This is a genomic window from Microbulbifer maximicatervae (SeqCode) (assembly GCF_052468295.1).
In genome coordinates this window covers 2206662-2230130 of the sequence record NZ_CP174340.1, presented here as the reverse complement: position 1 = coordinate 2230130, position 23469 = coordinate 2206662, and the positions used below count along the sequence as shown (strand labels likewise).

Sequence of the window (23469 nt, the reverse complement as noted above, 5' to 3'; positions counted from 1 at the left end):
GGTTGCATTTCTTAGTGTCGCGTATATTTTATGTTGTTCGCAATAAGAAATGCAGACCCTGGGTTTATGGTTATATCTTCGCTTCTCTTAGGTGTTCGCGGAAACAGTTATTCAAAAATAGACTTAATGCTATTGATCAATTGTTGTTTTTGTTCTTTGCTCAATGTAGATGATGGAGGCATTGGGCGAACAGGGTTGAATAGCGCTAGTTCGATATTCATGACTCCATCTGTAGACTTAAGCCAGCCGCTAGTGTTGTTTAACAGCTTTTCCGGTGATTTAGCTATATCTTCATGGCATGAGGCGCAGTGTTCAATTAGGGTAGTTTTAAGGTTCGGGTGCTTGTCCAAAATTGTGGCCATAGCTTCAGCTTCAATGTTATCGTCGCCAGTAATAGGCTCTTCACTTATATATGACTCTCCAGCAGCAAGCCTTAAAATAGCTTTATTTTTGTCATCGACGATTAATAATGTTTCATCCATAAGCATAACTAAGCCCACCGGTGCGCCTTCGGGGCGAAGGTTATCTACCTGATTCCAGTTAGTGATAATTTCGATGTGTTGAGCTTGTTGTGACATTCCCCCCTGGGGGGCAAATGGATGGCGTGTCCACTCTGTGCTTGGCGCGATAGGATCACGGTTAAACCATGCTTTGTCGGTTAAAACGGGTAGCCCATTATGATTGATATCATAGGCAACCAACCGATTACCTACCACACGGTACCCATGCCAGCTCATTAAAAGTCTATTATTTAGCGCTGGTATTTTACTGGATTGGCTATATAGCATATCTAGTGGGGCGACATGGGGAGGCAGAAGTGTATAGGGAGGGTGGTAGTTCTTGACATGGCAACCATTTTTGATTTTGCCTTGATCAAACATTTCATTCAGGCAGTAGGGCCAGCCATAAAATCCATCTTCCCTGATTATATTGATTTCCTCATAGGGTTCATCAGCATCCTTCACATCACTGCTATTTTCTGCCTGTAGTATTACCCCGGAAGAGTGGGCCACCAGGGCCATTGAGTTCCTTAACCCATTTGCAATTTGTCTTCCTGTTGCGGAGTAGCTATCGGTAGAATTTTTATAGCTGTATTGCCAGAGTCCGTTCTCGTCTAGCTCATTACACTTACCATCCGTTATATGACGCTCACACTGGTCAGTTCTTGAGCCAAAGTTAATTAACAGTGAGTTGTCAGGTAGTTGAACGAAATTACTTAAAGGATGCAGCGAATCCTTGTGAGGTAAATTTCCAATTATTACCTCATCAGAAACAATTTGGTCGTCTACTAACTCTAGCCGACGAATCTGATTAGTCTCTGCCACTAAAATACGTCCCTTGGGGTCCATCTCAATATCGTGAGGCATATTGAGCCCATGCAACAGAGGGGTAACTGTGACATTTCCTTTTAAATGATCATCAGAGGACTCAAGGAGCCAGAGGATTCCCTTACCCTCGGACCATCCGCCCATATCGGTTATAAGGAGACTGCGCTTGCCCAATTGGATCGCTTTACGGGGCTTCTTAAAACCTGAGAACTGACTGACAATCCCAATACAGGTTCCTTTAATGCTACCTACAGCAACTTTAGGGAATCCATCGCAACTGCTATTTAAAGGTAAGTAATTACCCGAAAAACAAATGGAAGGGAATAAAATGCTTAAAAATGACAGATACTTCAAGAATATACTACGCGTGTTATTCATATCACATAACGCTTAATGCACTTTCTACACAACCAGAGTTAGTTAAGATTGTGATGTCAGGTGCCTTTACTTACTAATTTTAGGGTGCATGCACTAACCACCCCCTTTCTTCTGAATGATGTAAAGCTATGCTTTCCTGTATCTCACGATTAATCTCCTTATGATTGAGACCTATAGATATTAGAATCTGGCAAGGCAAACACAGTTATTTCAATTCCCAGCCAGTTCTTCCCATAAGCTGATGCCGACAATAATTGGTGCGCAAGTATCAGTTCGGGTTACTCTCCTGAGACCTGTGTAGCCATCTTTTGCCGCTGAAAGCATGATCTATAAATTTTACTGGCATGTTCAAAACGGCTGCATTCTATCATCTGTTAGTAGATCTCGGAACTGAGAGGCATGCTAATTTTAGAGGCGTCTGGTAGTTCAATTTGTTGCACAGGCTTGGTGAAAAGAATATTCCATTAGGCTTTTGATAATTGTTCGCAATCTCGAGTGGCGATAAAATATTACAACATCATTGGCAGTATCAAGAGATGCTTGGAGGAAGGCGTAGTGTGGGTTATCCGCTTTATTCTGCTTGGTAAGGGCTGAGATATTTTCTAATGTATGTACCAAGAGTATTCATTGTAATGAGAAGAAGAATTTCACATTTGGTGTGATGGCTATAGCTGCGGATTCTTTTACCAAAGTATTTACGTTAGTCGGCTGAGGAATTTTAGAGTGTGGGCTGAATTTAGATTTAGCTATTATATTTGGGTTTTTCTTCTATCTTTTTAGAATTGTACTTCCGACCGCTAACCCTCATGCCGGGCTCTGTCTCTTATCTTTTTTGGCCTCGTTACCTTATAGCCATATAGTTTGGACAAGTACGCTGTATCTACTTAAATGAACCCCTTGACAATTGTGTGTGCTAAGGAGTTCTGATTTTTTCTTTTATTGATGTGCGCACCAATCACTCCAACTCCCAGGGTAGAGTAGTGAGTCGTGGCGACCAGCTAAATATTGTGCATAGAAATTAACGCAGGCAGTAACTCCGGAGCCGCAGTAATTGAGAAGTGGTTTACCATCTGCCAAGTTGCCAAACTGTGATTTAAGTTCGGCAATAGATTTCACTTTCCCATTGTTTTTGTCAGTAATGTTTTGCCAGGGCTGGTTGATTGCGGTGGGTATATGTCCGGCAATCGGGTCGATAGGCTCTTCAATTCCTTCAAAGCGCTGACTGTCCCGGGCGTCTACTAACTGCCAGGGTGCTTTACTCAGATTTTGTTTGATGGTTTCGTAATGAACCAATAGATTTTCTTTTGGTTGTGCGCTGAAGTTTCCTTGCCTGGATCGAGTGGGCTCGCTTGTGTCCAATGCCTCTCCTGCATCGAGCCAGGCTTTTAGACCGCCATTCAGAATGCTAATTTTCTTGTGGCCAAAGAAGAAAAACAGGAGCCAGGCACGGGCGGCGAAACCCAGGCGGTTGTCGTCGTAGACGATTACCTGTGTGTCACTATCGACTCCCAGATTGCGAGCGTAGTCCTGGAACTGTGCAGCACTCGGCATTGGGTGGCGGCCGCCGTAGCGTTGCACAGGGGCAGAGAGGTCACGGTGCAGGCAGGCGTAATGGGCATCGGGAATATGGCCAGCCCGATAGTCCCGCTCACCACTATCGTGATCCGCCAGGCTATAGCGGCAGTCCAATATTACAGGTTCGCCGGTCTTTTTGAGCTCTACCAAATCCGCAACTTCAATCAGGGCAGGGTTGTTGTTGCTCTCCATCGGCCTTTCCTCAATCCTTGATACCGCTTTTGTCGTGTAACTTCAGCTGTTGTTTTTGGTTATTGGCCGCTTTCCGGGGCAGGGACCTCAGCTGCTTGGGGTTCAACGGCCTGTTGTTCGGCTTCTTGCTGGGACTCAGACTCTTCTTCGGTGGAAATCTGGTCTGCCAGCTCCGCTTTGCGGCAAGTCATGGTGGTTTCGGTTTGATCTTCGGCAGGGTTGTCGAGAAAGCGCGCAACTGCCCGCTCCGCGCAGTTGCTTGCGGAAATAATATCGTGAGCCAGGTTGGGAAATAGCAGCCATTGGTGATTCGGTAGCTCTTTGCGTGCGATATCGACATCATCTGCAGCCAGTACCGGATCCAGGCCGCCGTGTAACACTATCACTGGAACTGGGGTGGAGATGGCTTCTGACTCAGTGAGTGGAGCAGAGGGGATTGCCCAGATGCGACACTGTAGCTGCAACAAATTTAAATCTGATCGTACGGCCCCGCCGAGAATGCCGGTGTCTGCAGCGTTGGCCCTGGCCTGATCAAAATCGACAAAGGGAGCCTCTTCATAGCAGAAGTGGCTAACGCCGGCTGCATCCCCAAAGTAGGGGTCCAGTACGATCTCCATAAAGTGTGCGATGGCATCCTGGGCCGGCTGTAGCCCTTCATCGCCCTCATTTTCCAGGCCCTCGATCATCTTGGGCAGTTCACTGTAGAAGTTTTCGTTATACAGCGCCTGGAATAAAACTCTCAGCAAGCGCTGTCCAGTAAGCACAAAGGGATAGCTTTGTTTTGAGTAGCGGTGCTTGATCGGAATGGTGCGCGGCTCTTCATCTAAGGTCTGGATCAGGTTTTCCAGCCTGCGGCGCAAATTGGGATAGCGACTGTTACATTTCTCGTCTTCGATGCAATGCTTCAGGCCGCGCTCGTAGGCGGCCAGGGAGTCCTGTGGGAGCTGCTGCGTGTAGACAATATTGGGGAAAACCGCGCTGTTAAGTACCAGGGTGCGGACCGATTCCGGGAAGTCGCGGGCCACTGTCAGGGCGTAGCGGGAGGAGTAGGACACCCCGTAGAGATCGAATTTATCGAGCTTGAGGGTTTTTCTCAGCTCTTCTACATCCCTGGCGATCACAGAACTGTTGTACTGGGCCAAGTCGGCACCTTTGCTCAGGCGGCTGTAACAGCGCTCCATACTGAAGGAAAAAACACGGGCCTCTTCTTCCGGAGACAGGTTGCGCCGGAAGGCGGTATCGGCATCTTCGATAAACTCGCTGCAAGTGAGGCGCGGCTGGGCCATACCGGTGCCCCTGGGATCTATAACAAAGAGATCCCGGCCATCTTCTACTGTCATGGCGGCATAGTTAAGCCACAACCAATCGCTGGCGTTCTCGGGCTCTAACCCCATGCTGGCTCCGGGGCCTCCGGCGCCTAGGTGGAGTAGGGGGATTTTCTTGGGATCGGGGTTTGTGGCGCGGAAGCGCACGACCGGAAAGCGGATTTTGCGCTTTTCTGGGTGGGCATAATTCTCCGGCACCTCCATCATGAAACACTGGGTGAAAGGCCAGGTTTCATCGGTTTTGAACCAGCAGGGCTTTGCGACCAGGCGAGCGTATTGTTTTTGCGGGGGTTGACCGGTTTGGACAGAGTTTGTCGAGCGCTCACAGGCTCCAATCACCATGGAAAAGAGAATGATGAGGAGTATGCGCAATCGGGCTTTTTGCACTTAGATTATTCCTGTGACTGCTACTAAATAGTGGTTTATGGTTCCAGACCTTTGAGCGGGTCAGTGCTTGCCGAAGCGTGCCACTGGCGCGGAGATATTCCAGCGCAATGCCGCGAGGCGAATCGCTAGGGTCACAAATACAGCAATAGCCACCACCAGCTCATGGGGTAGCCACCCTACATTGTCCAAGGCAACGAGTATGGCCGTACCGGTAAGGGCGGCGGTGGCATAAATCTCTCGCCGGAGTAAAAGTGGAATGTCACCGGACAGCACATCCCGAATCACCCCGCCAAAAGTACCGGTCATTACGCCGAGTACGATTGCGATAGTCGCGGAATAGCCCAGTTCGAGAACTTTCTGGGTTCCGAGCACCACAAAAACGGCGAGTCCAATGGCATCTGCCACCATTAGCAGGCGCATAGGGACCTTTAGATAGCGTATCAGGTAAAAGCTTACTACACCGGTAATTGAGGCGATCCACAGGTAATAGGTGTGCTCAAGCCAGAATACAGGGACGTTGAGAATAATGTCCCGGGCGGTGCCGCCGCCAATAGAGGTGACGCAGGCGAGTACCACGGCACCAAATAAATCCATCTGTTTGTGGCCGGCGGCGAGTACGCCGCTGAAGGCAAAGACCGCGATACCGATCAATTCAAACCAGTGCAGCAGCTCATCCATATCATCGTTACATCCAGAGATTGGCGGGCAGGGGAGAATAGCACTTCTGTCGACGCAAAGGGAATTGAGCAGCGATCTACTGGTGAGAAGTGTGAGGCGCCGCAATAGATGGGTACCAGGGAGCTATCGAAATAATGACCAAGGGCCCATTAGGCGCAGAAGAGTAATGGAGGCTGCTACCCTTTGGTTACGTCCATTGTTCACTGGCTGTAGAGATGCCGTATAAAAGCATACTGTTGGCTTTGCTGGCAGTCTCAATTTTTGGACTGAATTACCCGATAACTAAGGTGGCGCTGGCCGACTTCCCGCCAATGTTATTGGCTTCGGTTCGCTTCACCCTCGTCGCTGTTCCTCTGGTTTTCTTTTGTCCATTCCCCAAGACCTCGATCCTCAATGTTATTGCGCTCGGCTTCTTCTTAGAGTTTCTCTCTCTGGGGTTGATGTACTACGCCATGAAGGCCGATATTCAAGCGGGTGTAGCGTCACTGCTAATGCAGTCGCAGGTGCCATTCACCCTATTGCTATTCGCAATGCTGTTTGGCGATAAGATAAATATGCAGCAGTGCTTGGGTTTGGTAATAGCTGCTGTAGGGTTCTCTGTATTTTTCTACTATGCCGATAAAGGTGGGTCGACAACGATAGTGGGATTTATCCTTATTATGGGGGCGGGGCTGTCTTGGGCGATAGCGAATATCGTATTCCGCAGGATGCCAGGTGTTAATTTGTTACATTTAATGGTTTGGGCTTCACTGGTACCGCCAGTACCTCTTTTGGTTTTGTCGATATTTTATGAAAGCCATACTCCCTGGGTTTTCTTTTTTCAAGCGCATACGGCCAGTTGGTTTTCAATTGTTTATCAAGTGTGCATGGTGACATTGGTTGGTTATATTTTATGGGGTGATTTAATTCGTCGCTATTCCTCTGCCTGCGTTTCACCATTTGGGTTGCTGGTTCCTATTGTGGGAATAATCGGCTCATCAATTATCCTCGGTGAATATCTTACATTTGTCGAGTGGGTAGCGACTTTTGTCGTGTTGCTGGGTATTGCTCTTTGTGTGGTGAAATTAAATGATCGAAATCCGGGGCAGGAGATTGTTGATGTGGAGGGAAGTTAGGGGATGGGTAATAATTTTATTCAGCTTGTTGGGCTCTCTGTTTGGGCTTTCCGCGCTCCCCAAAACTTCCTTTTTATACCTTTATTGAGAGTTTAATAATTGCTGAGGGCTGTCTTTACTTATTTCGCGGTTCGATGATGCGTAAATGGTCGCAGTGAGTTTTGGCCTGCTCTCAATTATTATTACTTTAAATCCAAACGTTTTTTTTCGGTGCAGTACTTTGCTTGGTGTGGGTAATAATTTAATACTGCTCCACAGTCTATGCGCCGCTTTTTTGTGTCATTATTCCGAACTTTAGTTTAATGGTTTTGTGCTACCAACCTGGGGGGCGAGGTAGAAGTAAGGAGATAAGAAGTAATGGGATAAGGGCGATGCCCACGGCAACTACCGTGAGCATCGAACTAGACGTGTTTTACACGAATGCTTGCAGGCCGGTCTGGGCGCGGCCGAGGATCAATGCGTGTACGTCGTGGGTACCTTCGTAGGTATTTACAGCTTCCAGGTTCATCACGTGGCGAATTACGTGGAATTCGTCAGAGATGCCGTTGCCGCCGTGCATGTCACGAGCAATACGCGCGATATCCAGAGCTTTACCACAGTTGTTGCGCTTCACCAGGGAGATCATGGTGGGGTCGAACTGCTTGTTCTCATCCATGATGCGACCTACGCGCAGGGAGGCTTGCAGGCCCAGGGTAATTTCGGTCTGCATGTCCGCCAATTTCTTCTGGAACAACTGGGTTTGAGCCAGAGGGCGGTTGAACTGGGTGCGGTCCAGGCCGTACTGGCGAGCGGCGTGCCAGCAGAACTCACCGGCACCCATGGCGCCCCAGGAGATACCGTAACGAGCGCGGTTCAGGCAGCCGAAGGGGCCGCGCAGTCCGCCAATTTCCGGGAATTTGTTTTCTTCCGGAACGAACACATTGTCCATCACGATCTCGCCGGTAATGGAGGCGCGCAGTGAGAACTTGCCTTCGATCTTCGGTGCGGAGAGGCCTTCCATACCCTTGTCCAGCACGAAGCCGCGAATAATATCGTCGTCATCTTTCGCCCAAACAACGAAAACGTCGGCGATTGGGCTGTTGGTGATCCACATCTTGGAACCGCTGATGCGGTAGCCGCCATCAACTTTCTTGGCGCGGGTTTTCATGCCGCCGGGATCGGAACCCGCATCGGGCTCGGTCAGGCCGAAACAGCCAACCCATTCGCCGGATGCCAGCTTGGGCAGGTACTTCTGCTTCTGCTCTTCGCTGCCGTAAGCGTAAATCGGGTGCATAACCAGGCTGGACTGAACGCTCATAGCGGAGCGGTAGCCGGAGTCAACGCGTTCAACTTCGCGCGCCACCAGGCCGTAGGAAACGTAGTTGAGACCGGCACAGCCGTAGCCTTCGATGGTGGAACCGAGCAGGCCCAATTCACCCATCTCGTTCATGATTTCACGATCGAAGATTTCGTGGCGGTTACCCTCGAGAACTCTGGGCATCAGTTTGCTTTGGCAGTACTCACGTGCCGTGTCGCGCACCATGCGCTCTTCGTCGGTCAGCTGTTGGTCCAGCAGCAAAATATCGTCCCAATGGGCGAGTGGCTGATGTTTACTCATGGTTTGTCTCTTCTACTTCCGTTATTAATTCCACCGGAGCGTCCAAGAGGGCCGGCTGAAGAAGGCCGAGCACCTTTGTACAGAGGGGAGACTTTTTGGATAAGCTCCGCGTCAAACCCCGATGACTATTCAGTTTAGTGTGCCGCATCATACCGAAGTAGTCGGTTTTCGGCACTCCTGCGGGCAGCAATTTTTTGCCTGATTTTACGTATGCTTTGTAAACAAGAGTAAAACGCATTGCGAGCGATTTTGGGGGGCGGATAATGCACGCAATAAATCTCTATTTTTTACGATTAAACGTTTAATTTCGGTGATATTCCTTGTCCTTTTACCGTATTTTGGCAATTTGTGTTCCGCTGCTTGTCAGCTGTAGTTCGCAGCCAATTGAGACCATTCAACCCGATGAAAATTTGGGGTTACCAGAATCTTTTCGTGCATCGGGCACTGTCGCACCGAGTTTGCGCTGGTGGCGAGATTTGGAAGATCCGCAGTTGGACAATTTGGTACAGCTGGCGCTGAAAGATAATCCGGATATTCAGGCTACCTATTGGCGATTGGAGCAGGCCGCAGCCACCGCGCGGGGAGCGCGATCGGGACTTTGGCCAAGACTGACCGCCAGTATTGAAAATACTGAGCAGCGCTACTCTTCCGGCGAGTTCACCGACCCCTCTGCGGAGGGCAATAGTTGGAGTACCCGTATCGCCGCCAGCTATGAAGTGGACCTTTGGGGGCGGGTCCGTGCCGGTGCCAGTGCAGCAGAGGCAGCTTACCTGGCCCAGGAACAGAATTTACAGACGGCAGCCCTGACCCTGGCGAGCGAGGTGGCAGCTACCTGGTTGGAGTTGCGGGAGCAGTGGGGGCAGCGGGATTTGCTGCAACAACAGCTGGAGATCAATCGCAAAAGTCTGAAGGTTCTGGAACTGCGCTTTGGTCGCGGCGTCTCAGGTGCAGCCGATGTTTTGCAGCAACAGCAACTGGTCCAGCAGTCACAGCAGGAACTGGATGAGGCGGCAGCGGATGCCGAAACTCTAAAAGTACAGTTAGCTGTGCTGTTGGGTATCAATGTCGAGGAACTTAGCAGCATTATTCGCGAACAGGCCGGGTTGCCGGTATTACCAGCCCTGCCAGAGACCGGCGTGCCATCGCAATTGTTATTGCGCCGCCCGGATGTCGTTGAGGCGCAGCGAGACCTTTTACAGGGCTATCACTTAGCCGATGAGGCCTGGGCCGATCGACTGCCTGTATTTAGTTTGTCTGCGGTAGCTAGCAATGGCACCAGTTTAATTAGTGACGTGACTGAAAACTGGCTCTTGGCCATCGCAGCCTCTATTGAGGGGGTGATTTTTGATGGTGGCGCCCTGGCATCGGCCCGGGAGCAACAGGACGCCGTTCTGCAGGAGCGCTGGGCGCTCTACCGCAGTGCAGTTAATGAAGCCTTGTCTGAAGTAGAGCAGGCCTTGATTCGAGAGAGCCTGATCGAGCAGAGACTCAACCATCTACGTGAGCGTGAGCGTCTCGCAGACCTTTTGGTTCTGCGCCAAAGCCGCGCCTATGCGCGGGGAACCATCGACTTCCTCAATGTGTTGACCGCGACGAGTGAACAACAGAGTTTGGCGCGACAAATCTTGTCTGCCGAGCGCGAACTGATTGAAAACCGAGTAGTACTTTACCGCGCGCTTTCCGGCGGGATCCCCCAGGCGGATCTTCCAGCCCCCGAGCCAGTGGATTTGGAGTTGTACCTGGAGGGAAATAACTGATGTTGCAGAAACTCAATTGGCGCCTGCTGATCCCCATAGTGTTGGTGGTGTTGGCATTCCTGGCCTTCAACTGGATGATGCGGGAAAAACCGTCGGTCAGTCGCGGTGAACGCAAATCACCTCCGCCGACAGTCGATGTAGCTGTTGCTGAGCAGGGTCGTTTTCCTGTAACTCTGAGCGCGCTGGGTAAAGTGAGTGCCCGTGAGTTAGCGGAGTTGGAGCCTCAGGTACAGGGGCAGGTGCAATGGCTCGACTATGATCTGGGCCCCGGAGCCGTAATGCCAAAAGGGCGGGTGCTGTTGCGTATTGATCAGGAGCCCTACCAGTTGGCCCTGATGACTGCCCAGAGTGCCCTCGCCGAACGCCGTGCTGAATTGCAGCAGGAGCAAGGACAGCAGCAAGTTGCTCAAGAGGAATACGAGCTTCTCGGCACAGCCCTGTCTGGAACGGATAAGGCTCTGGTGTTGCGCGAGCCTCAGAGAGCAGCAGCAGAGGCGGCAGTAAAATCCGCAGAGGCAAATGTGGCCTTGGCTAAACGCGATCTTCGGCTTACCGAGATTCGCGCCCCATTTGATGCCCTGGTAGTTGAGCGTGATGCCGACGTCGGTGATCGCGTCTCTCCGGGTGATACTCTCTACAGCCTCGCTAGTGCCGACCGTTTCCAGATAGCCGTTGAGATTCCCGCGTCACAACTGCACCGGCTCGGACGCGGTGATGTTGAAGTTCGAATTTATGGCAGCCAGTGGCCGCAGGGCGTCTACCGCCGCGGTGAGTTTGTCCGGGTTATCCCGGTACTGGAAGAGCAGGGTCGTCTCGCCAGTGTGTTGGTAGAGCTGGAAGACCCGCTTTCCGTCCAGGATCCGTCCCAGCCGCAGCTGCTTCTCAACGATCTGGCGAAAGTAGAGATCGTTTCCCAAAGTGAGGATGAACGTGTGCGAATCCCCCTCACTGCGTTGCAAGACGGCAACAATGTGTGGGTGGTTCGCGAGAACCGCACCACGGTTCTGCCGGTAGAAGTGGCCTATATGAGCGGCGACTTTGCAGTCCTGGAGCAGGGGCTCAGCGGTGGAGAAGCCTTAGTGACGACCCGGTTGGTAACCGTTACTGAAGGCATGCCGGTGCGAATTGCCGGAGACAGTAATCGCCAGCAGCGTCCGCCGATAGATGCGGCTGCCTCTGCGGAACGGCCGCCAAGACGCGGCCCCGGTGGACCCAACGCTGGGGGCGCAGATGACTGAGCAGAATAGATCCAAAGATAAGGTCGATACCCGCACGGGCGCCATCGCCTGGATGGCGCGCAACCATGTAACCGCCAATTTGTTGATGCTGGTTTTCCTGATCGGTGGTTTGATTTTTTCGACCATCGTTAAAAAGGAAGTTTTCCCGGAGTTCAGCCTGGACACTGTGAGCGTGTCCATTTCCTATCCCGGTGCCAGCCCTGAGGAAGTCGAGCGCGGTGTACTGGTGGCTGCCGAGCAAGCGGTGCAGGGCTTGGTAGGTATCAAAGAGATGACCGCGAGGGCCAATGAGGGTAGTGCCTCTTTAACACTGGAGCTGGAAGGCGATGCTGATGCTGCCTTGGTGTACCAGAATATTCAGCAGGCTATCGATTCTGTAACCACCTTCCCCACAGATATTGAGCAGCCCCAGGTCAGTCTGGCCGAGCGCAAACGGGATGTGCTGGATCTCGTATTACACGGCGATCTTACCGAGCAAAACCTGCGCTCGTTGGCGATGCAGGTTTACGATAAGCTCGAAGCGCACAGCGGTATTACCCAGCTGGAAGCGCGGGGGATGCGGGACTTGGAAGTGGCGATCGAGATTCGCCGCGATGATCTGCGTCGCTATGGGCTTACCCTGCTGCAAGTGGCAAGCATCGTAGAAAATGCAGCGGTAGATATTCCCAGCGGCAGTGTTAAGTCTGATGCGGGGGAGATATTGGTTCGGGTGACCGAGCGCCGTGATTGGGCTCGTGAGTTTGGCGATATTGTTATTGCCCAAGGCATTGGTGGCGGTGCCGTTTATTTAAAGGATGTTGCCAATATCAGCGATGCGCTTGAGGAAGAAGCGCGCAATATGGTGTTTAACGGTGAGCCAGCTATCAGCATCAAGATCTACCGGGTGGGCGACCAGACACCAATGAGTGTCAGTGAGGCTGCCCATGAAGTCGTTGATGAGGTCAGGGCAAGCCTGCCTCCGGGGGTGACCCTGACAGTTCGAGATGACGACTCGGAAATTTTCAAAGCGCGTCTGACCCTGCTGCTGAAGAACGGTTTTATTGGGCTCTTATTAGTATTTGTTGTGCTCGGAGCCTTTCTGGAATTGCGGTTGGCTTTTTGGGTAACACTGGGCATTCCTACCAGCTTCCTGGGGGCATTGCTATTCCTGCCTGGGCTGGATATTTCCATCAGCATGGTAAGTATGTTTGCCTTTATTATCGCCCTTGGAATAGTGGTGGATGATGCAATTATTGCCGGTGAGAATATCCACGAGTGGCGACAAAAAGGCTACAGCAATCTGGAGGCTGCCGTTGCCGGTGCCCGCCAGGTATCGGTACCGCTCACATTTGCGATCCTGACTAATATTGTCGCTTTCCTTCCACTGATGGCCTTACCCGGCTTTATGGGCAAGATCTTTGGTGTGATTCCCTTTGTGGTGGGCTCGGTATTTATTATTTCCTGGGTGGAAGCGCTGTTTATTTTGCCCGGTCACTTGGCCCACTCTCGTCGCGGCTATAAAAGTCGCCGGGCGCGCCGCTTTGCCGCGCGGCAGAAAATGCTGGCGCGGGGATTGGATCGTTTTGTACAGCAGCGCTTTAGGCCCTTCCTGGATATATGTATCAAGCATCGCTACACCACTATTGCGGTGGCAGTTGCGGCACTGATGGTGGTTGGTGGTTATGCCGCTAGCGGCCGTATGGGCTTCACCCTGATGCCCAGGGTGGAGCGGGACTCCGGTCGCTTTGCCGTCACCTTTCCCACCGGAACGGCCCAATCCCAGCTGGAAAAAGCGCGCTCGCAGATTATTACTGCTGCCGATAAGGTGCTCGAGCAATACGATAAAGAGAAGGTCTTCCTGGGGATTCGCGGTTTGATGGGCGATGACGCGATTATGGTGGACGCTTTCTTTGTTCCCGCAGATGAGCGCCCTTTTTCCACCGGTGAGTTTATTCGCGCCTGGCGCCAGGAAGTGGGGCCCATTGCCGGTGCGCTTAGCGCGACAACAGCTTCTGACCGTGGCGGTCCCGGCGCTGGCTCCTCGTTAACCGTGGAGCTTCGCCATACCGACACGGATACCTTGGAGCAAGCTGCGATACGTTTAGGGGATGAGTTGGAGAAATTCCCCAATGTCAGTGATATCGATCCCGGTATTTCCCTCGGTAAAACCCAGCTGGACCTTACGCTGACTGAAACGGCCAAAAGTTTGGGTATGTCTGCGGAGGATATTGGTCGCCAGTTGAGGGCAGCGTTGTACGGGGCTGAGGCCCTGCGCCAACAGCGCGGCCGGGATCAGGTGAAGGTCATGGTGCGTTTGCCTGAGGATGAGCGGGCCAATATCAATGATGTGAATAGCATTATGATCCGGGCTAGCAATGGACTTTGGATGCCCCTGCCAGATCTGGTAAAAATTGATAAAGGGCGCGCCTATGCCACGATTAATCGCCGGGCAGGCCGCAGGGTTACAACAATTACCGCCAATGTGGAGCCCAGTGACCAAGCGACACTCGTCATTAATGAGCTGAATGAAAGTGTGGTCCCCCAATTGAAAGCCGAATTCCCCGGCCTAAGTGTTTCCTATGAGGGACGCCAAGCGGAGGAGCGAGAGGGATTGGCAAGCCTGGCGATGACCTTTGCCCTTGCGATGGCGGTGCTGTACTTGCTATTGGCAATTCCCTTAAAGAGTTATGTGCAGCCGTTGATCGTAATGGTGGCGATACCTTTTGGTGTGATTGGTGCGTTACTTGGTCATTTGGGTATGGGGTACGGACTCAGTATGGTGAGTCTGCTGGGTATGGTGGCACTGGCCGGAGTTGTGATTAACGATACTCTGGTAATGATTGAGTACAGCAATCGTCTCCGAAATGATGGCGCCGATTTGGAAAGCGCTATTAAGGGAGCGGCAGCGCGGCGTTTTCGCCCGATCGTATTGACTACAGTAACGACTTTCTGCGGCTTGATGCCGATGATTTTTGAAAGTTCGGTGCAGGCGCGCTTTATGATTCCGATGGCGATCTCGCTGGGCTATGGAATACTCGCGGCCACAGCGATCTCATTGTTATTGGTACCCTGTCTCTATTTAATGATGGGTAAAGATATTCCCCAGCTGTTTGCAAGGTTGAAAAATATCATCGCTCGCCTTGGTCGTAGCGGTGCAATCGCACAGAAATAAATTCAATAGTAGCCGGTATCTTCTTATCGGCTATTTTCCTCAGAAATTTAATTTTATGACTGATATTTAACTATCAGTTTCCAAAATACGTTCCTGTCTCCCTGAATACCACCTTCATTTAATTTTCCTTTATGACTTGGAACTGCGTTAGCTGAAATACTGCTCCAGTTCAATGTTATGAAATTATTTCCCGGCATACTTCCAGTTTAGCAACTGATTTTCAAGTAGTTCAAATAACAGAAAATTTTGACCAAATTTGAAAGACAGAGAAATGAATTGAAAGTTAGTTTCCGGATTTTAATAAGTATAAAAGGTAATGTTCAGTGTGCAGCTCAATAAACAAACATAACGCCCAGTCCTTAGATTTTGAATCGGGAGAAATGGGCGTTGTACCATCAGGAGATACAGTTTGCGATTTGATCGAAAGACAAAAGCTAAAGAATCCTGATCAGGTCGTTATTATCGATGGCAACACAGAAATAAGTTTCGCTCGCCTGATGAAACGGGTCGATGGGATTGCCGCTGATTTGGTAAATCGAGGGGTTGAGCCTGGTTCCTTGGTTGGAGTCTGTATGAGTCGATCCTGGGAGCTGGTCGCGGCTTTACTCGGCGTAATGCGCGCAGGTTGTGCTTATGTCCCATTGGACCCAACTTATCCGTTAGAGCGGGTGCGATATATGCTCGAGCACTCCAGAGCTGCTGCAGCAATCGTTGATTGTGACGAAAACGCAAACTTGTGCCTTGGCGTGAAAGAACTGTTATGGATCGATGAGTTGCGAGAGCAGGCACCGGAGTTTTTACCGGGACATACCAGGCCGCAAACGAGCGATTTAGCCTATGTAATCTATACATCCGGCTCTACTGGAAGCCCGAAAGGGGTTGCTATCGAACACCGAAGCCTTATCGCTCTCAGTAAGTCCATGAGTGAGCTGTTGAGCGATGGAGAGCTAGAAGGCGTTTTGGCTTCGACCTCAGTTTGCTTTGACCCCTCGGTGATGGAAATTATCGGGACTCTTTCTCTGGGCGGCCGAGTTATATTGTCGAAGAATATTTTGGAGCTGCCAAAACTTCCCTTTCGAGAGCAAGTGCAAACTTGTATCACCGTTCCATCTGCGGTTCAGGCTTTACTTTCGATAGACAAATTGCCTCAGGGAGTGCGTTGCCTGATTTTTGGGGGTGAAGTACTTAAGCAATCCCTGGTTGAGCAAATATATGCGGGGGCCGAACAACTGCGGATAGTTAATGTTTATGGACCCACAGAGGACACGGTTTACTCAACTTATACAGAAGTTAGCCCCGATAGCGACCAAATTACGATTGGAAGGGCGGTTTCAGGTTCACGCGCATATATTTTGGATGAGAGATTAGAGCCAGTTGCTCCCGGCGGGGAGGGGGAGTTGTATTTGTCTGGTGATAAGCTAGCTCGGGGCTATTTAAATGATGAGCATCTGACCGAGGAGCGTTTTATACAGCCTGCCTCCAACCCCCGAATTGCCGATCAGCGCTTGTATAAAACGGGAGACCTGTGCCGATGGACAGCAAATGGAGAAATAGAATACTTGGGGCGCGCTGATTGCCAGGTGAAGATTAGGGGCTATCGTATTGAACTTGAAGAAATAGAATCAGCAATTGAGTCTCTACCGGGCGTTGATGCAGCCGCTACTACCGTTATTGATGGCGGGGCCGGGCAGAAGATTCTGGTGGCCTATATTGTTGCTAGCGAAAAGACAATCACCGAGGTAGCAGTAAAAGAGTTTCTTGAACAGCGCCTTCCTAAATTTATGGTCCCCCAGTTTGTCAAGCACCTGCAAGAGCTGCCCTTGCTACCCAACAATAAGCTGGATCGTAAACGATTAGCCCTCCTTGAAGCGGAGCTTGTCGTCCCAACTGAAAGCAGTTTGGCTGCAAACGATGATATTAATCGAAGCAGCGGAATGGGCGAGCACTTCGCAGGTTTATCAGTAGATAGCGAGGCAATTTTTACTTCAATTATCCGCGGTGAGATGGCTTCCATCATGAACCACCCAGATCCGGAGGTTGTGCTCCCAGAGATAGCCTTCGACAAGCAGGGCCTGGATTCGCTGACAACATTAGAATTGGCCAGCCGGTTGAGTCATTGCATTGGACACCCCCTATCTGCGCAAACAATCTTCGATTATCCCACGCCGAAGCTATTGGCTGGCTATATGCTTGATTTGACGGAAGGTAGGATCAGTAGTGAGTCAGCTAATGAGGTTGCTAAATCTGAAATTGATGCGCTGGCTAATTTCCAGTCCCAGCTCCAGTTGAGCCATCCAACTTTTCAGGCCGCAAAGGCGTCATCCTGGTCTGCTTCTGACAAAAGTAAGTTGGTGCAGGCGGTGATAGCCATGGCAAACAACCAGAAGAGGAATCCTTACAGTAAGGTTTTACGTACAGGTAGTGGGACGCACGGCACTGTTACAGATGTTTATAACGATGATACCCAGGAAGCGATTATTTGGACGACCAATCTATACCTTGGCCTGAATAGAGATAAAGAAGTTATCGAACAGGCTTCATCTGCTGTACAGCTTTTCGGGACAGGAATGGGCACTTCAGCGGCGGCATCGGGCCTGACGGACCTTCACCTACAGTTTGAAACGGAGTTTGCTGATTTGGTAGGCAAGTCTGGAGCCTGCTTGTTTCCAACGGGTTATACGGCCAATGTCGGGGTGGTGGCAGGAATATTAGGTAAAGATGATGTTGTGGTTATAGACCAACTTTGCCATGCCTCAATTGTTGATGGGGCCCGTCTCAGTGGTGCCAAAATCAGAACTTTCCAACACAATAATGCCTTTGATCTGGAGTCGGTGTTGGAATCTGAAGCGTCTCCCTACCGAACTATGCTAGTGGTGCTTGAGGGCGTTTACAGTATGGGGGAAGGCGCTGCGCCGGTAGCTGAAATCGTGCGTGCAGCAAAGAAATACAATGCCTTGACCTTAGTTGATGAGGCACACTCATTCGGTTTTTATGGTGAGCGTGGTGCCGGTATCTGTGCGGCTCAAGGTATTACTGATCAAGTTGATTTTATTATGACAACACTCAGTAAGTCGCTTGGTAGCCTTGGGGGTGTGGTTGCTGCGAGTAAGGAGTACGTTGACTTGCTGAGGTCCTCAGCCAGGGCATATATCTTTCAGGCTTCTATCAGTCCTGCAGATATTGCAGCCGCATTGACTGCCTTGCGTCGGATTAAATCTGACGATGGACTGCGTGATCGATTGTGGGATACGACCCGCTATATGCGCCGGAAATTTGAGCAGGCCGGATACGACTTGGGAACAGGTGATGGGCCTATTATCACGCCCCATTTTAAGGATAAAGATAAACTATACGGGATAGTCCAAGCGCTTTATCAGCGCGGTATTCAAACCTCGGCTGTCACATACCCGATAGTCGAGAGCGGCCGTGGCCGCCTGAGGTTGATCTGCTCGGCAGCCCACACCAGGGAGGATGTTGATAGGACCGTGGAAGCTCTTATTGAGGCTGAAAAAGAGGTTGATGCTCAATCCCAGGGAGCGAAAGAGGAAGCTATGGATTTGGGGCAAGCCCTCGCTGAAATTGGTGAGTGGGCAAATACCTTTTCTAACTTCCTACAGGAATATATCAATCGACTATCCAGCCCCGTGCCCAACTTGTGCTTGTCCGTGAGTGTTACTGAACAGTTTGAGCGGGTGAGGATTTTAATTGATGGTGGCAAAGTAACCTTGAGCGATCTCTCGGTCAACGACGTTCCTTTTTGCTCAGTAACGCTAAGAAACCAGAGGTCTGTCACGGCCTTGCGGCTTCACGATGTTCAGTCGCTGCTTGATGGTATTTGCACTGGTAGTTGCACCTTAAGCGGTCAGGTTGAGCCATTTATATGGTGGATCGCCCGTATTCTAGATTTAAGTGTGGAGGTAAATAACCCTGTAGACTGTGGATTAGCTAGAGAGCAGGCGATTCATTAACTAATGAGGGGCGAGGTTTAAAGTTATGGGCCTTTCAGCTTACCCTGAAGGGCCCATGTCTGGTATTACTAGCAGAGTAGGTCAGTTACTTATTTACCCCGTATTTCACTTTGCTACGCCAGGGAGCTTGCGCCAGCTCCAGCGGATTAAAACAAATACTAATATCGATGCAGCTGCTGTAATGTAAAACGGTAAGCGGACATCAACTTCCATCGCCATGCCCCCCGCGAGCGAAATCAAGCTTGCTACCAGCGTGAAGCCCGCAGTAGCTATTCCCATCACCCAACCCTGTTCCGTTTCATCGACACTATTGGCAAATATATTCAAGAGGGCGGGGTAAGCGAGCCCAAAGCAAAGGTACGCGAAGAACACACTGAGATAACATAGCCAAATATAGCTGCTGAATACGAAGACTAACGCGCTCGCGCCCATCACTAAGGCGGAAACTGTAACTACCAGGGGTTTAGTCCAGCGGGACAAAACAGGCTTGACCATAAAGAGGCTGGAAATTGCCACCGCAATACCCATAGTCAGCATGGCCATACTGGTTATTAGCAGGCCTGCCTGGAATCTACTGCTTAAATAGTTTGTGATAAATATATAAAAGCTGAGATGCACCAGCATGAAACAGAGATAGGCAGGGCAAAGTCGGACAACCCGAGGACGGTCCTTCAGATGTATAAACTGAGTAAATAGATCCAGAAAGCGAAGCCTAAGCTGCATCGGGGCTTGCCGGGTATCGTGATAAAAGGTCAGGATCAAAAACAAAGTAATAGCGACAAGTACCAGAGCAAAGTAAAAGGGTAGTTGGATACTGGCTATGCTCCCCAATAGCTCCCTGTCTGCCAGGACTCCTGCCATAATCGGTCCAGCTACAGCCCCAGCACTCATTCCGGCTACCAGTAAGCCTAAGTTCTTGGAGGCTTCCAGCTCACTTTGGCTGGCATCAATCATTGCTGCTTGAGCAATAGGTTGGTTTCCCGCAGTAAAGCCGCTGATCACTCGTCCGAGAATAAGAAGCCAAAGGCTATTGCTTAGCAAAGAGAGGACAGTGATAGCGTATCCGGCCATGGCCCCCACCAAACACAGCACCATGGCAGTTTTGCGTCCAATATTGTCAGACAGTTTGGCGATATATACGGACCCAACAAACCACGCCAGAAAGAAGCTGCTGATCACAACTCCATAGTACAAGTGCCGAGTTGATTGTGGCGTATCAGTAGGTAGGAACTGGAATTTTGTCGACATAACCAATTCATTGATGATCGGGAACAGCAATCCCTGACCCATCAGATCTACAAAAACTACTGCCAAAAGGGCTAAACGGCACATGGCAGACATAACCACTTCCTCCCCCAGCTTCAGCTTTGCTGCCTAAAGCAAGATAGCAGGTGATGAATAGGTGACGGAGCCTGTCATTGAGCAGCGTAAGCCAGGTAAGAGCGATAGAGCTATTTGAGACTAAGCGCACGGTTAGTTACCCGGGAATAAAGGCGGTTAAGACAGTTGAGGCTTGCTCTATATATCAGAATTCAAGAGAAGCTTCTCCTATTTCTGGGGGTGACGAACTATCTCTTTGATTTTTATAGGTTGATAATGTTATAAAGAGCAGAAAAAGCAGGTAGATATATAGCGCCTGCTTTATATCTACCTGTTGAGAATTATGTCAAAGCTCTTAACTTTTTGATATTATTGGGTTTTTGAGGTTATCTTGAAAGAAGTGAGTAGAATTATATAGAAGGGTGATATAAAGACGCTTCTTTTGAATTAACTGTTATACGCAAGGAGAGTTAGGCTTAAATGAGTAGGTCAGTGAAGCGGGGGATAGTTGTTGATGGGACTCGATATTATTGGGTACTCAACGCCAATACCATTGATAGCTCTAGCGATACTCATATTCGAGTTCACAAAGAGGGAACAACGGGAAATATCCTGTATATCGATCCTTACAATTGGCACTTCGAAATCCGCCCCAAGTTCATAGCTAGCGCGATAAAATTTGCACTAGATTCTGGCTGGGAAGAATGCTCCGAAGGAAGGGTAATGTATATTTCGTACATTGATGAGCAATATCAAGTTTTGCCAAATGGTACTAAATTTGGCTATCAACTAACAAAAGATACGAGCGTATAACAAACGCGTGCATTTGACCTCCGCTTCGCTGCGGCAAATGACGCGGGCGTTATGTGTAAGACTTACCCACGTTTAGTAGACACCCTGTATAGTTAGGTTTATGCCTAACACGGAGGTGTATCATGGGTAAGAAAAGAACTCAGGCGTATACGGAGGAGTTCCGTAGAGAAGCAGTTAAGAGAGCGGAAAAGCCTGGAGTAACAACGGCTTCTGTGGCAAGAGAACTAGGCGTCAGCGCACAGCAGATCTACAACTGGCGTCGTCAATTTAATCGACTGTCTGATAAGCAGTTCAATAGTTTAGACGGTGTCGACTATTCCAAACAGGAAAGCGCTGAAGTTCGCAAGCTCAAGAAGGAGCTGCATGAAGCTCGTCAGGAGGTTGAGTTTCTAAAAAAGGCAGCTGCGTACTTTGCGAACCACCAAGAGTAAAGTACGCATTGATACAAGAGCATGTAGGGTCATTCCCGGTTAGCTTGATGTGCCGGTGCTTAGATGTCTCAAGATCGGGCTATTATCGATGGCGGGGGCGATTGCCATCTGCTCGCACGATTAGAAAGATACGAACAATCGAGAAAATCCGAGAGACGTTTTCTGAGTTTAAAGGTCGTTATGGGGCGCCTAGAATCGCTTGCGAGCTTCAAGAATTAGGCGAGTCATGCTCGCGGAACTACGTCGCTAAGCTTATGCAACAGGAGCATATTAAAGCGAGAAACGGCAAAGGCTTTCGATATAGTCAGCCAGTAGAGAGGAATATCAATGTCGCCGCCAACCTACTTAAGCGTTGCTTCGATGTGGATCGACCAAATTGCCGCTGGACCAGTGACATTACGTATATCTGGGTTCTGGAGCGGTGGTTGTACCTCGCGGTAGTTATGGATCTGTACTCTCGACGTATTGTAGGTTGGGCATTTGACTCCCAGATGACCGATGAGTTGACACACCGAGCGTTGAAAATGGCCCTAGAGCGACGACAAATAAAACCTGGACTAATAGTTCACTCCGACAGGGGTGTGCAATATCGATCGCAGAAATACCTGGATCTCTTGTCTGAAAGTAAGTGCAAGCCGAGTATGAGTCGCCAGGCTAACTGTTGGGATAATGCGGCAATGGAATCATTCTTTAGCAGGCTAAAAGTCGAGATGGTCTATGCCAGAGCATTCGAAAGCGAAGAGCAAGCAAAATCTGCAGTGTTTGAATACATTGAGATTTTCTACAATAGGGTTCGTAGGCACTCTGCATTGGGCTATGTAAGTCCAGCAGAATATGAGCGAAAATACGCATAGTTAGAGTGTCTACTTTTTGTGGGCAAGACCAGCATCATTAAGAAATGGGCGTTGAAAGGGCGAAGAGAGTATTAACTGAAAATTCGAAGGTGCTTTATGGTATTTTCGGTATTGTAGAGTTGTCCGGATATTTTCCGCCGCACAACTTTTTAAATCAGTTTCTAATGCAGGGAAATGACCCCTGTGATCAGGATGGTAGAATGGATAACTGGCCTCCATTCAAGCTCTCAAGTCGCGAATATAATTTAGTTAAAGACTGGTGGTGTTCTATTAATCCAGGCACTGTCGTAGACGACTTGGGAGAAGAAAGCTGGAGTGATTGGGCAGTGGAAATTATAGAGCGGGAGTAAATTCAATGCCTAACAAGTGACTATGGTTGTTCGTCAAGTTATTAAGCCATACTTTCATCCCAGTAGGTGTTATTTTTCACCATCGTATTCAGTATCGTAATCTGCTTTCTCATGCAGGCAATCAGAGCGACCTTTTTAGGTTTGCCAGCGTCGACTAATCGCTTGTACATCGGTTTTAGTTTGGGATGATGCTGTATGGCCGACATGATGGAAACAAACAAAACTGTTCGTACACGATGCCTTCCACCCCGAATATATCTCTTTCCCTGGAAGCTGCCGCTATCACGGTTCATCGGGGCGATACCGACAAGTGCAGCGATTTCTTTACGGTTCAATTTTCCTAGCTCGGGAAGTTCACTTATCAACGTATAAGCCAATACATTTCCGACCCCTTTAGCACTCAACAATAAGTCGCGCCTTTGCCGCCACTCAGACACACTGTTAACCAGTTTATCTAGTTGCTTGTCGATACCTTGTAGCTCTTTCTTGATGGTGTTTAGAATGGTCCGTATGGGTTTGTGTACTGATTTCGGCATTCTCTGAAGCCGATTCTTTTGCATTGTACTCATCTCTAAACACTGACTTCTTACCGCCAGTAAGTCACTGATCTCTCTAAGCTTTTCTGGCTTTAGCACCGACAGCCTTGGCTTCATGGCCTCACCAAAATGTGCAATATCTATTGCATCTAGCTTGTCAGTTTTGGCGAGGCGCCCTGTGGATTTAGCGAAGCTTCTTATCTGTGAAGGATTGCAAACAACAACAGGTAATCCTGCTTTATCAGCGGCGCAAACAAACTCTAATTCAAGTCTTCCTGTAGACTCTATTAATACTCTTTGAGGTTTAAGAGGTTGTAATTGTTTAATGGCATCCTTAATGCCATTTTTATCATTGGCAACACTAAAGAATTGGCCAGTAGGTCTCACATAAATATCGAGTTGTTTACTGCTGGTATCGATACCGACATTGATCTCTTGAGGTTCCATAAGATAAGCTATCTCCGCCTTGCTATTCG

The 23469-nt window shown here is 49.6% G+C and carries 16 protein-coding genes; 9 read left to right on the top strand and 7 right to left on the bottom strand.

Features of this window, described 5'->3' with window-relative positions:
- Positions 1-107: 107 nt before the first annotated feature.
- The 4 genes from ACJJIQ_RS10150 to ACJJIQ_RS10135 form a co-directional block, all read right to left on the bottom strand.
- Positions 108-1706: a PQQ-dependent sugar dehydrogenase gene (locus tag ACJJIQ_RS10150; RefSeq protein WP_445364525.1), complete on the bottom strand. Its 1599-nt coding sequence runs from the start codon at positions 1704-1706 to the stop codon at positions 108-110.
- A 936-nt stretch (positions 1707-2642) separates the two neighbouring features.
- On the bottom strand, positions 2643-3473 hold the full coding sequence (locus ACJJIQ_RS10145) for a sulfurtransferase (RefSeq protein WP_445364524.1): 831 nt from the start codon (positions 3471-3473) through the stop codon (positions 2643-2645).
- A 59-nt stretch (positions 3474-3532) separates the two neighbouring features.
- Positions 3533-5185: an alpha/beta fold hydrolase gene (locus tag ACJJIQ_RS10140; protein ID WP_445364523.1), complete on the bottom strand. Its 1653-nt coding sequence runs from the start codon at positions 5183-5185 to the stop codon at positions 3533-3535.
- 60 nt (positions 5186-5245) lie between these two features.
- Positions 5246-5863 (bottom strand): trimeric intracellular cation channel family protein, encoded by a 618-nt coding sequence (locus ACJJIQ_RS10135; RefSeq protein ID WP_413662328.1) that lies wholly within the window; start codon positions 5861-5863, stop codon positions 5246-5248.
- Between the two features lie 215 nt (positions 5864-6078).
- On the opposite strand from ACJJIQ_RS10135, the gene ACJJIQ_RS10130 reads away from it, so the two are divergent.
- Positions 6079-6978, top strand: a complete 900-nt coding sequence (locus ACJJIQ_RS10130) for an EamA family transporter (RefSeq protein WP_445364522.1) — start codon at positions 6079-6081, stop codon at positions 6976-6978.
- A 412-nt stretch (positions 6979-7390) separates the two neighbouring features.
- On the opposite strand, the gene ACJJIQ_RS10125 is transcribed toward ACJJIQ_RS10130, so the two are convergent.
- Positions 7391-8575 carry an acyl-CoA dehydrogenase gene (locus ACJJIQ_RS10125; RefSeq protein WP_282932536.1) on the bottom strand — a complete coding sequence of 395 codons (1185 nt, stop codon included), beginning with the start codon at positions 8573-8575 and terminating at the stop codon, positions 7391-7393.
- Between the two features lie 320 nt (positions 8576-8895).
- Here ACJJIQ_RS10125 and ACJJIQ_RS10120 point away from each other — a divergent pair, with 320 nt between their 5' ends.
- The 4 genes from ACJJIQ_RS10120 (at position 8896) to ACJJIQ_RS10105 (ending at position 18689) form a co-directional block, all read left to right on the top strand.
- Positions 8896-10332, top strand: coding sequence for an efflux transporter outer membrane subunit (locus ACJJIQ_RS10120; protein ID WP_445364521.1), 1437 nt, complete (start codon positions 8896-8898; stop codon positions 10330-10332).
- Complete coding sequence (locus tag ACJJIQ_RS10115) at positions 10332-11570, top strand: efflux RND transporter periplasmic adaptor subunit (protein WP_444908035.1); 1239 nt, start codon at positions 10332-10334, stop codon at positions 11568-11570. The genes ACJJIQ_RS10120 and ACJJIQ_RS10115 overlap by 1 nt, the downstream gene beginning before the upstream one ends.
- The gene (locus ACJJIQ_RS10110) at positions 11563-14721 is read left to right on the top strand and encodes an efflux RND transporter permease subunit (RefSeq protein ID WP_445364520.1); all 3159 of its coding nucleotides are present in this window, start codon (positions 11563-11565) and stop codon (positions 14719-14721) included. The genes ACJJIQ_RS10115 and ACJJIQ_RS10110 overlap by 8 nt, the downstream gene beginning before the upstream one ends.
- 416 nt (positions 14722-15137) lie before the next feature.
- The gene (locus tag ACJJIQ_RS10105; RefSeq protein ID WP_445364519.1) at positions 15138-18689 is read left to right on the top strand and encodes an amino acid adenylation domain-containing protein; all 3552 of its coding nucleotides are present in this window, start codon (positions 15138-15140) and stop codon (positions 18687-18689) included.
- Between the two features lie 105 nt (positions 18690-18794).
- Here the strand turns inward: ACJJIQ_RS10105 and ACJJIQ_RS10100 are convergent, their stop codons facing one another.
- On the bottom strand, positions 18795-20030 hold the full coding sequence (locus ACJJIQ_RS10100) for an MFS transporter (protein WP_445364518.1): 1236 nt from the start codon (positions 20028-20030) through the stop codon (positions 18795-18797).
- Positions 20031-20489: 459 nt separating this feature from the next.
- Between ACJJIQ_RS10100 and ACJJIQ_RS10095 the strand changes: the two genes are divergently transcribed.
- The 4 genes from ACJJIQ_RS10095 to ACJJIQ_RS10080 all read left to right on the top strand — a co-directional run bounded on the left by ACJJIQ_RS10095 (position 20490) and on the right by ACJJIQ_RS10080 (position 22457).
- Positions 20490-20822 (top strand): hypothetical protein, encoded by a 333-nt coding sequence (locus tag ACJJIQ_RS10095; protein ID WP_444944361.1) that lies wholly within the window; start codon positions 20490-20492, stop codon positions 20820-20822.
- Positions 20823-20944: 122 nt separating this feature from the next.
- The gene (locus tag ACJJIQ_RS10090) at positions 20945-21253 is read left to right on the top strand and encodes a transposase (protein WP_444926030.1); all 309 of its coding nucleotides are present in this window, start codon (positions 20945-20947) and stop codon (positions 21251-21253) included.
- An 8-nt stretch (positions 21254-21261) separates the two neighbouring features.
- Positions 21262-22107, top strand: coding sequence for an IS3 family transposase (locus ACJJIQ_RS10085; RefSeq protein ID WP_445364517.1), 846 nt, complete (start codon positions 21262-21264; stop codon positions 22105-22107).
- 200 nt (positions 22108-22307) lie between these two features.
- Positions 22308-22457, top strand: coding sequence for a hypothetical protein (locus tag ACJJIQ_RS10080; protein WP_445364516.1), 150 nt, complete (start codon positions 22308-22310; stop codon positions 22455-22457).
- A gap of 41 nt (positions 22458-22498) precedes the next feature.
- Here ACJJIQ_RS10080 and ACJJIQ_RS10075 read toward each other — a convergent pair whose 3' ends face one another.
- Positions 22499-23440 carry an IS110 family RNA-guided transposase gene (locus tag ACJJIQ_RS10075; RefSeq protein ID WP_445364515.1) on the bottom strand — a complete coding sequence of 314 codons (942 nt, stop codon included), beginning with the start codon at positions 23438-23440 and terminating at the stop codon, positions 22499-22501.
- Positions 23441-23469: the final 29 nt, after the last annotated feature.

What these genes read in the sequence shown, in the direction of transcription:
- ACJJIQ_RS10075 (WP_445364515.1), bottom strand. Translation starts at nt 23,440, where the DNA reads ATGGAACCTCAAGAGATCAATGTCGGTATCGATACCAGCAGTAAACAA.
- ACJJIQ_RS10095 (WP_444944361.1), top strand. Translation starts at nt 20,490, where the DNA reads ATGAGTAGGTCAGTGAAGCGGGGGATAGTTGTTGATGGGACTCGATAT.
- ACJJIQ_RS10115 (WP_444908035.1), top strand. Translation starts at nt 10,332, where the DNA reads ATGTTGCAGAAACTCAATTGGCGCCTGCTGATCCCCATAGTGTTGGTG.
- ACJJIQ_RS10145 (WP_445364524.1), bottom strand. Translation starts at nt 3,473, where the DNA reads ATGGAGAGCAACAACAACCCTGCCCTGATTGAAGTTGCGGATTTGGTA.
- ACJJIQ_RS10130 (WP_445364522.1), top strand. Translation starts at nt 6,079, where the DNA reads ATGCCGTATAAAAGCATACTGTTGGCTTTGCTGGCAGTCTCAATTTTT.
- ACJJIQ_RS10100 (WP_445364518.1), bottom strand. Translation starts at nt 20,030, where the DNA reads ATGTCTGCCATGTGCCGTTTAGCCCTTTTGGCAGTAGTTTTTGTAGAT.
- ACJJIQ_RS10110 (WP_445364520.1), top strand. Translation starts at nt 11,563, where the DNA reads ATGACTGAGCAGAATAGATCCAAAGATAAGGTCGATACCCGCACGGGC.
- ACJJIQ_RS10135 (WP_413662328.1), bottom strand. Translation starts at nt 5,863, where the DNA reads ATGGATGAGCTGCTGCACTGGTTTGAATTGATCGGTATCGCGGTCTTT.
- ACJJIQ_RS10080 (WP_445364516.1), top strand. Translation starts at nt 22,308, where the DNA reads ATGGATAACTGGCCTCCATTCAAGCTCTCAAGTCGCGAATATAATTTA.
- ACJJIQ_RS10090 (WP_444926030.1), top strand. Translation starts at nt 20,945, where the DNA reads ATGGGTAAGAAAAGAACTCAGGCGTATACGGAGGAGTTCCGTAGAGAA.
- ACJJIQ_RS10125 (WP_282932536.1), bottom strand. Translation starts at nt 8,575, where the DNA reads ATGAGTAAACATCAGCCACTCGCCCATTGGGACGATATTTTGCTGCTG.
- ACJJIQ_RS10150 (WP_445364525.1), bottom strand. Translation starts at nt 1,706, where the DNA reads ATGAATAACACGCGTAGTATATTCTTGAAGTATCTGTCATTTTTAAGC.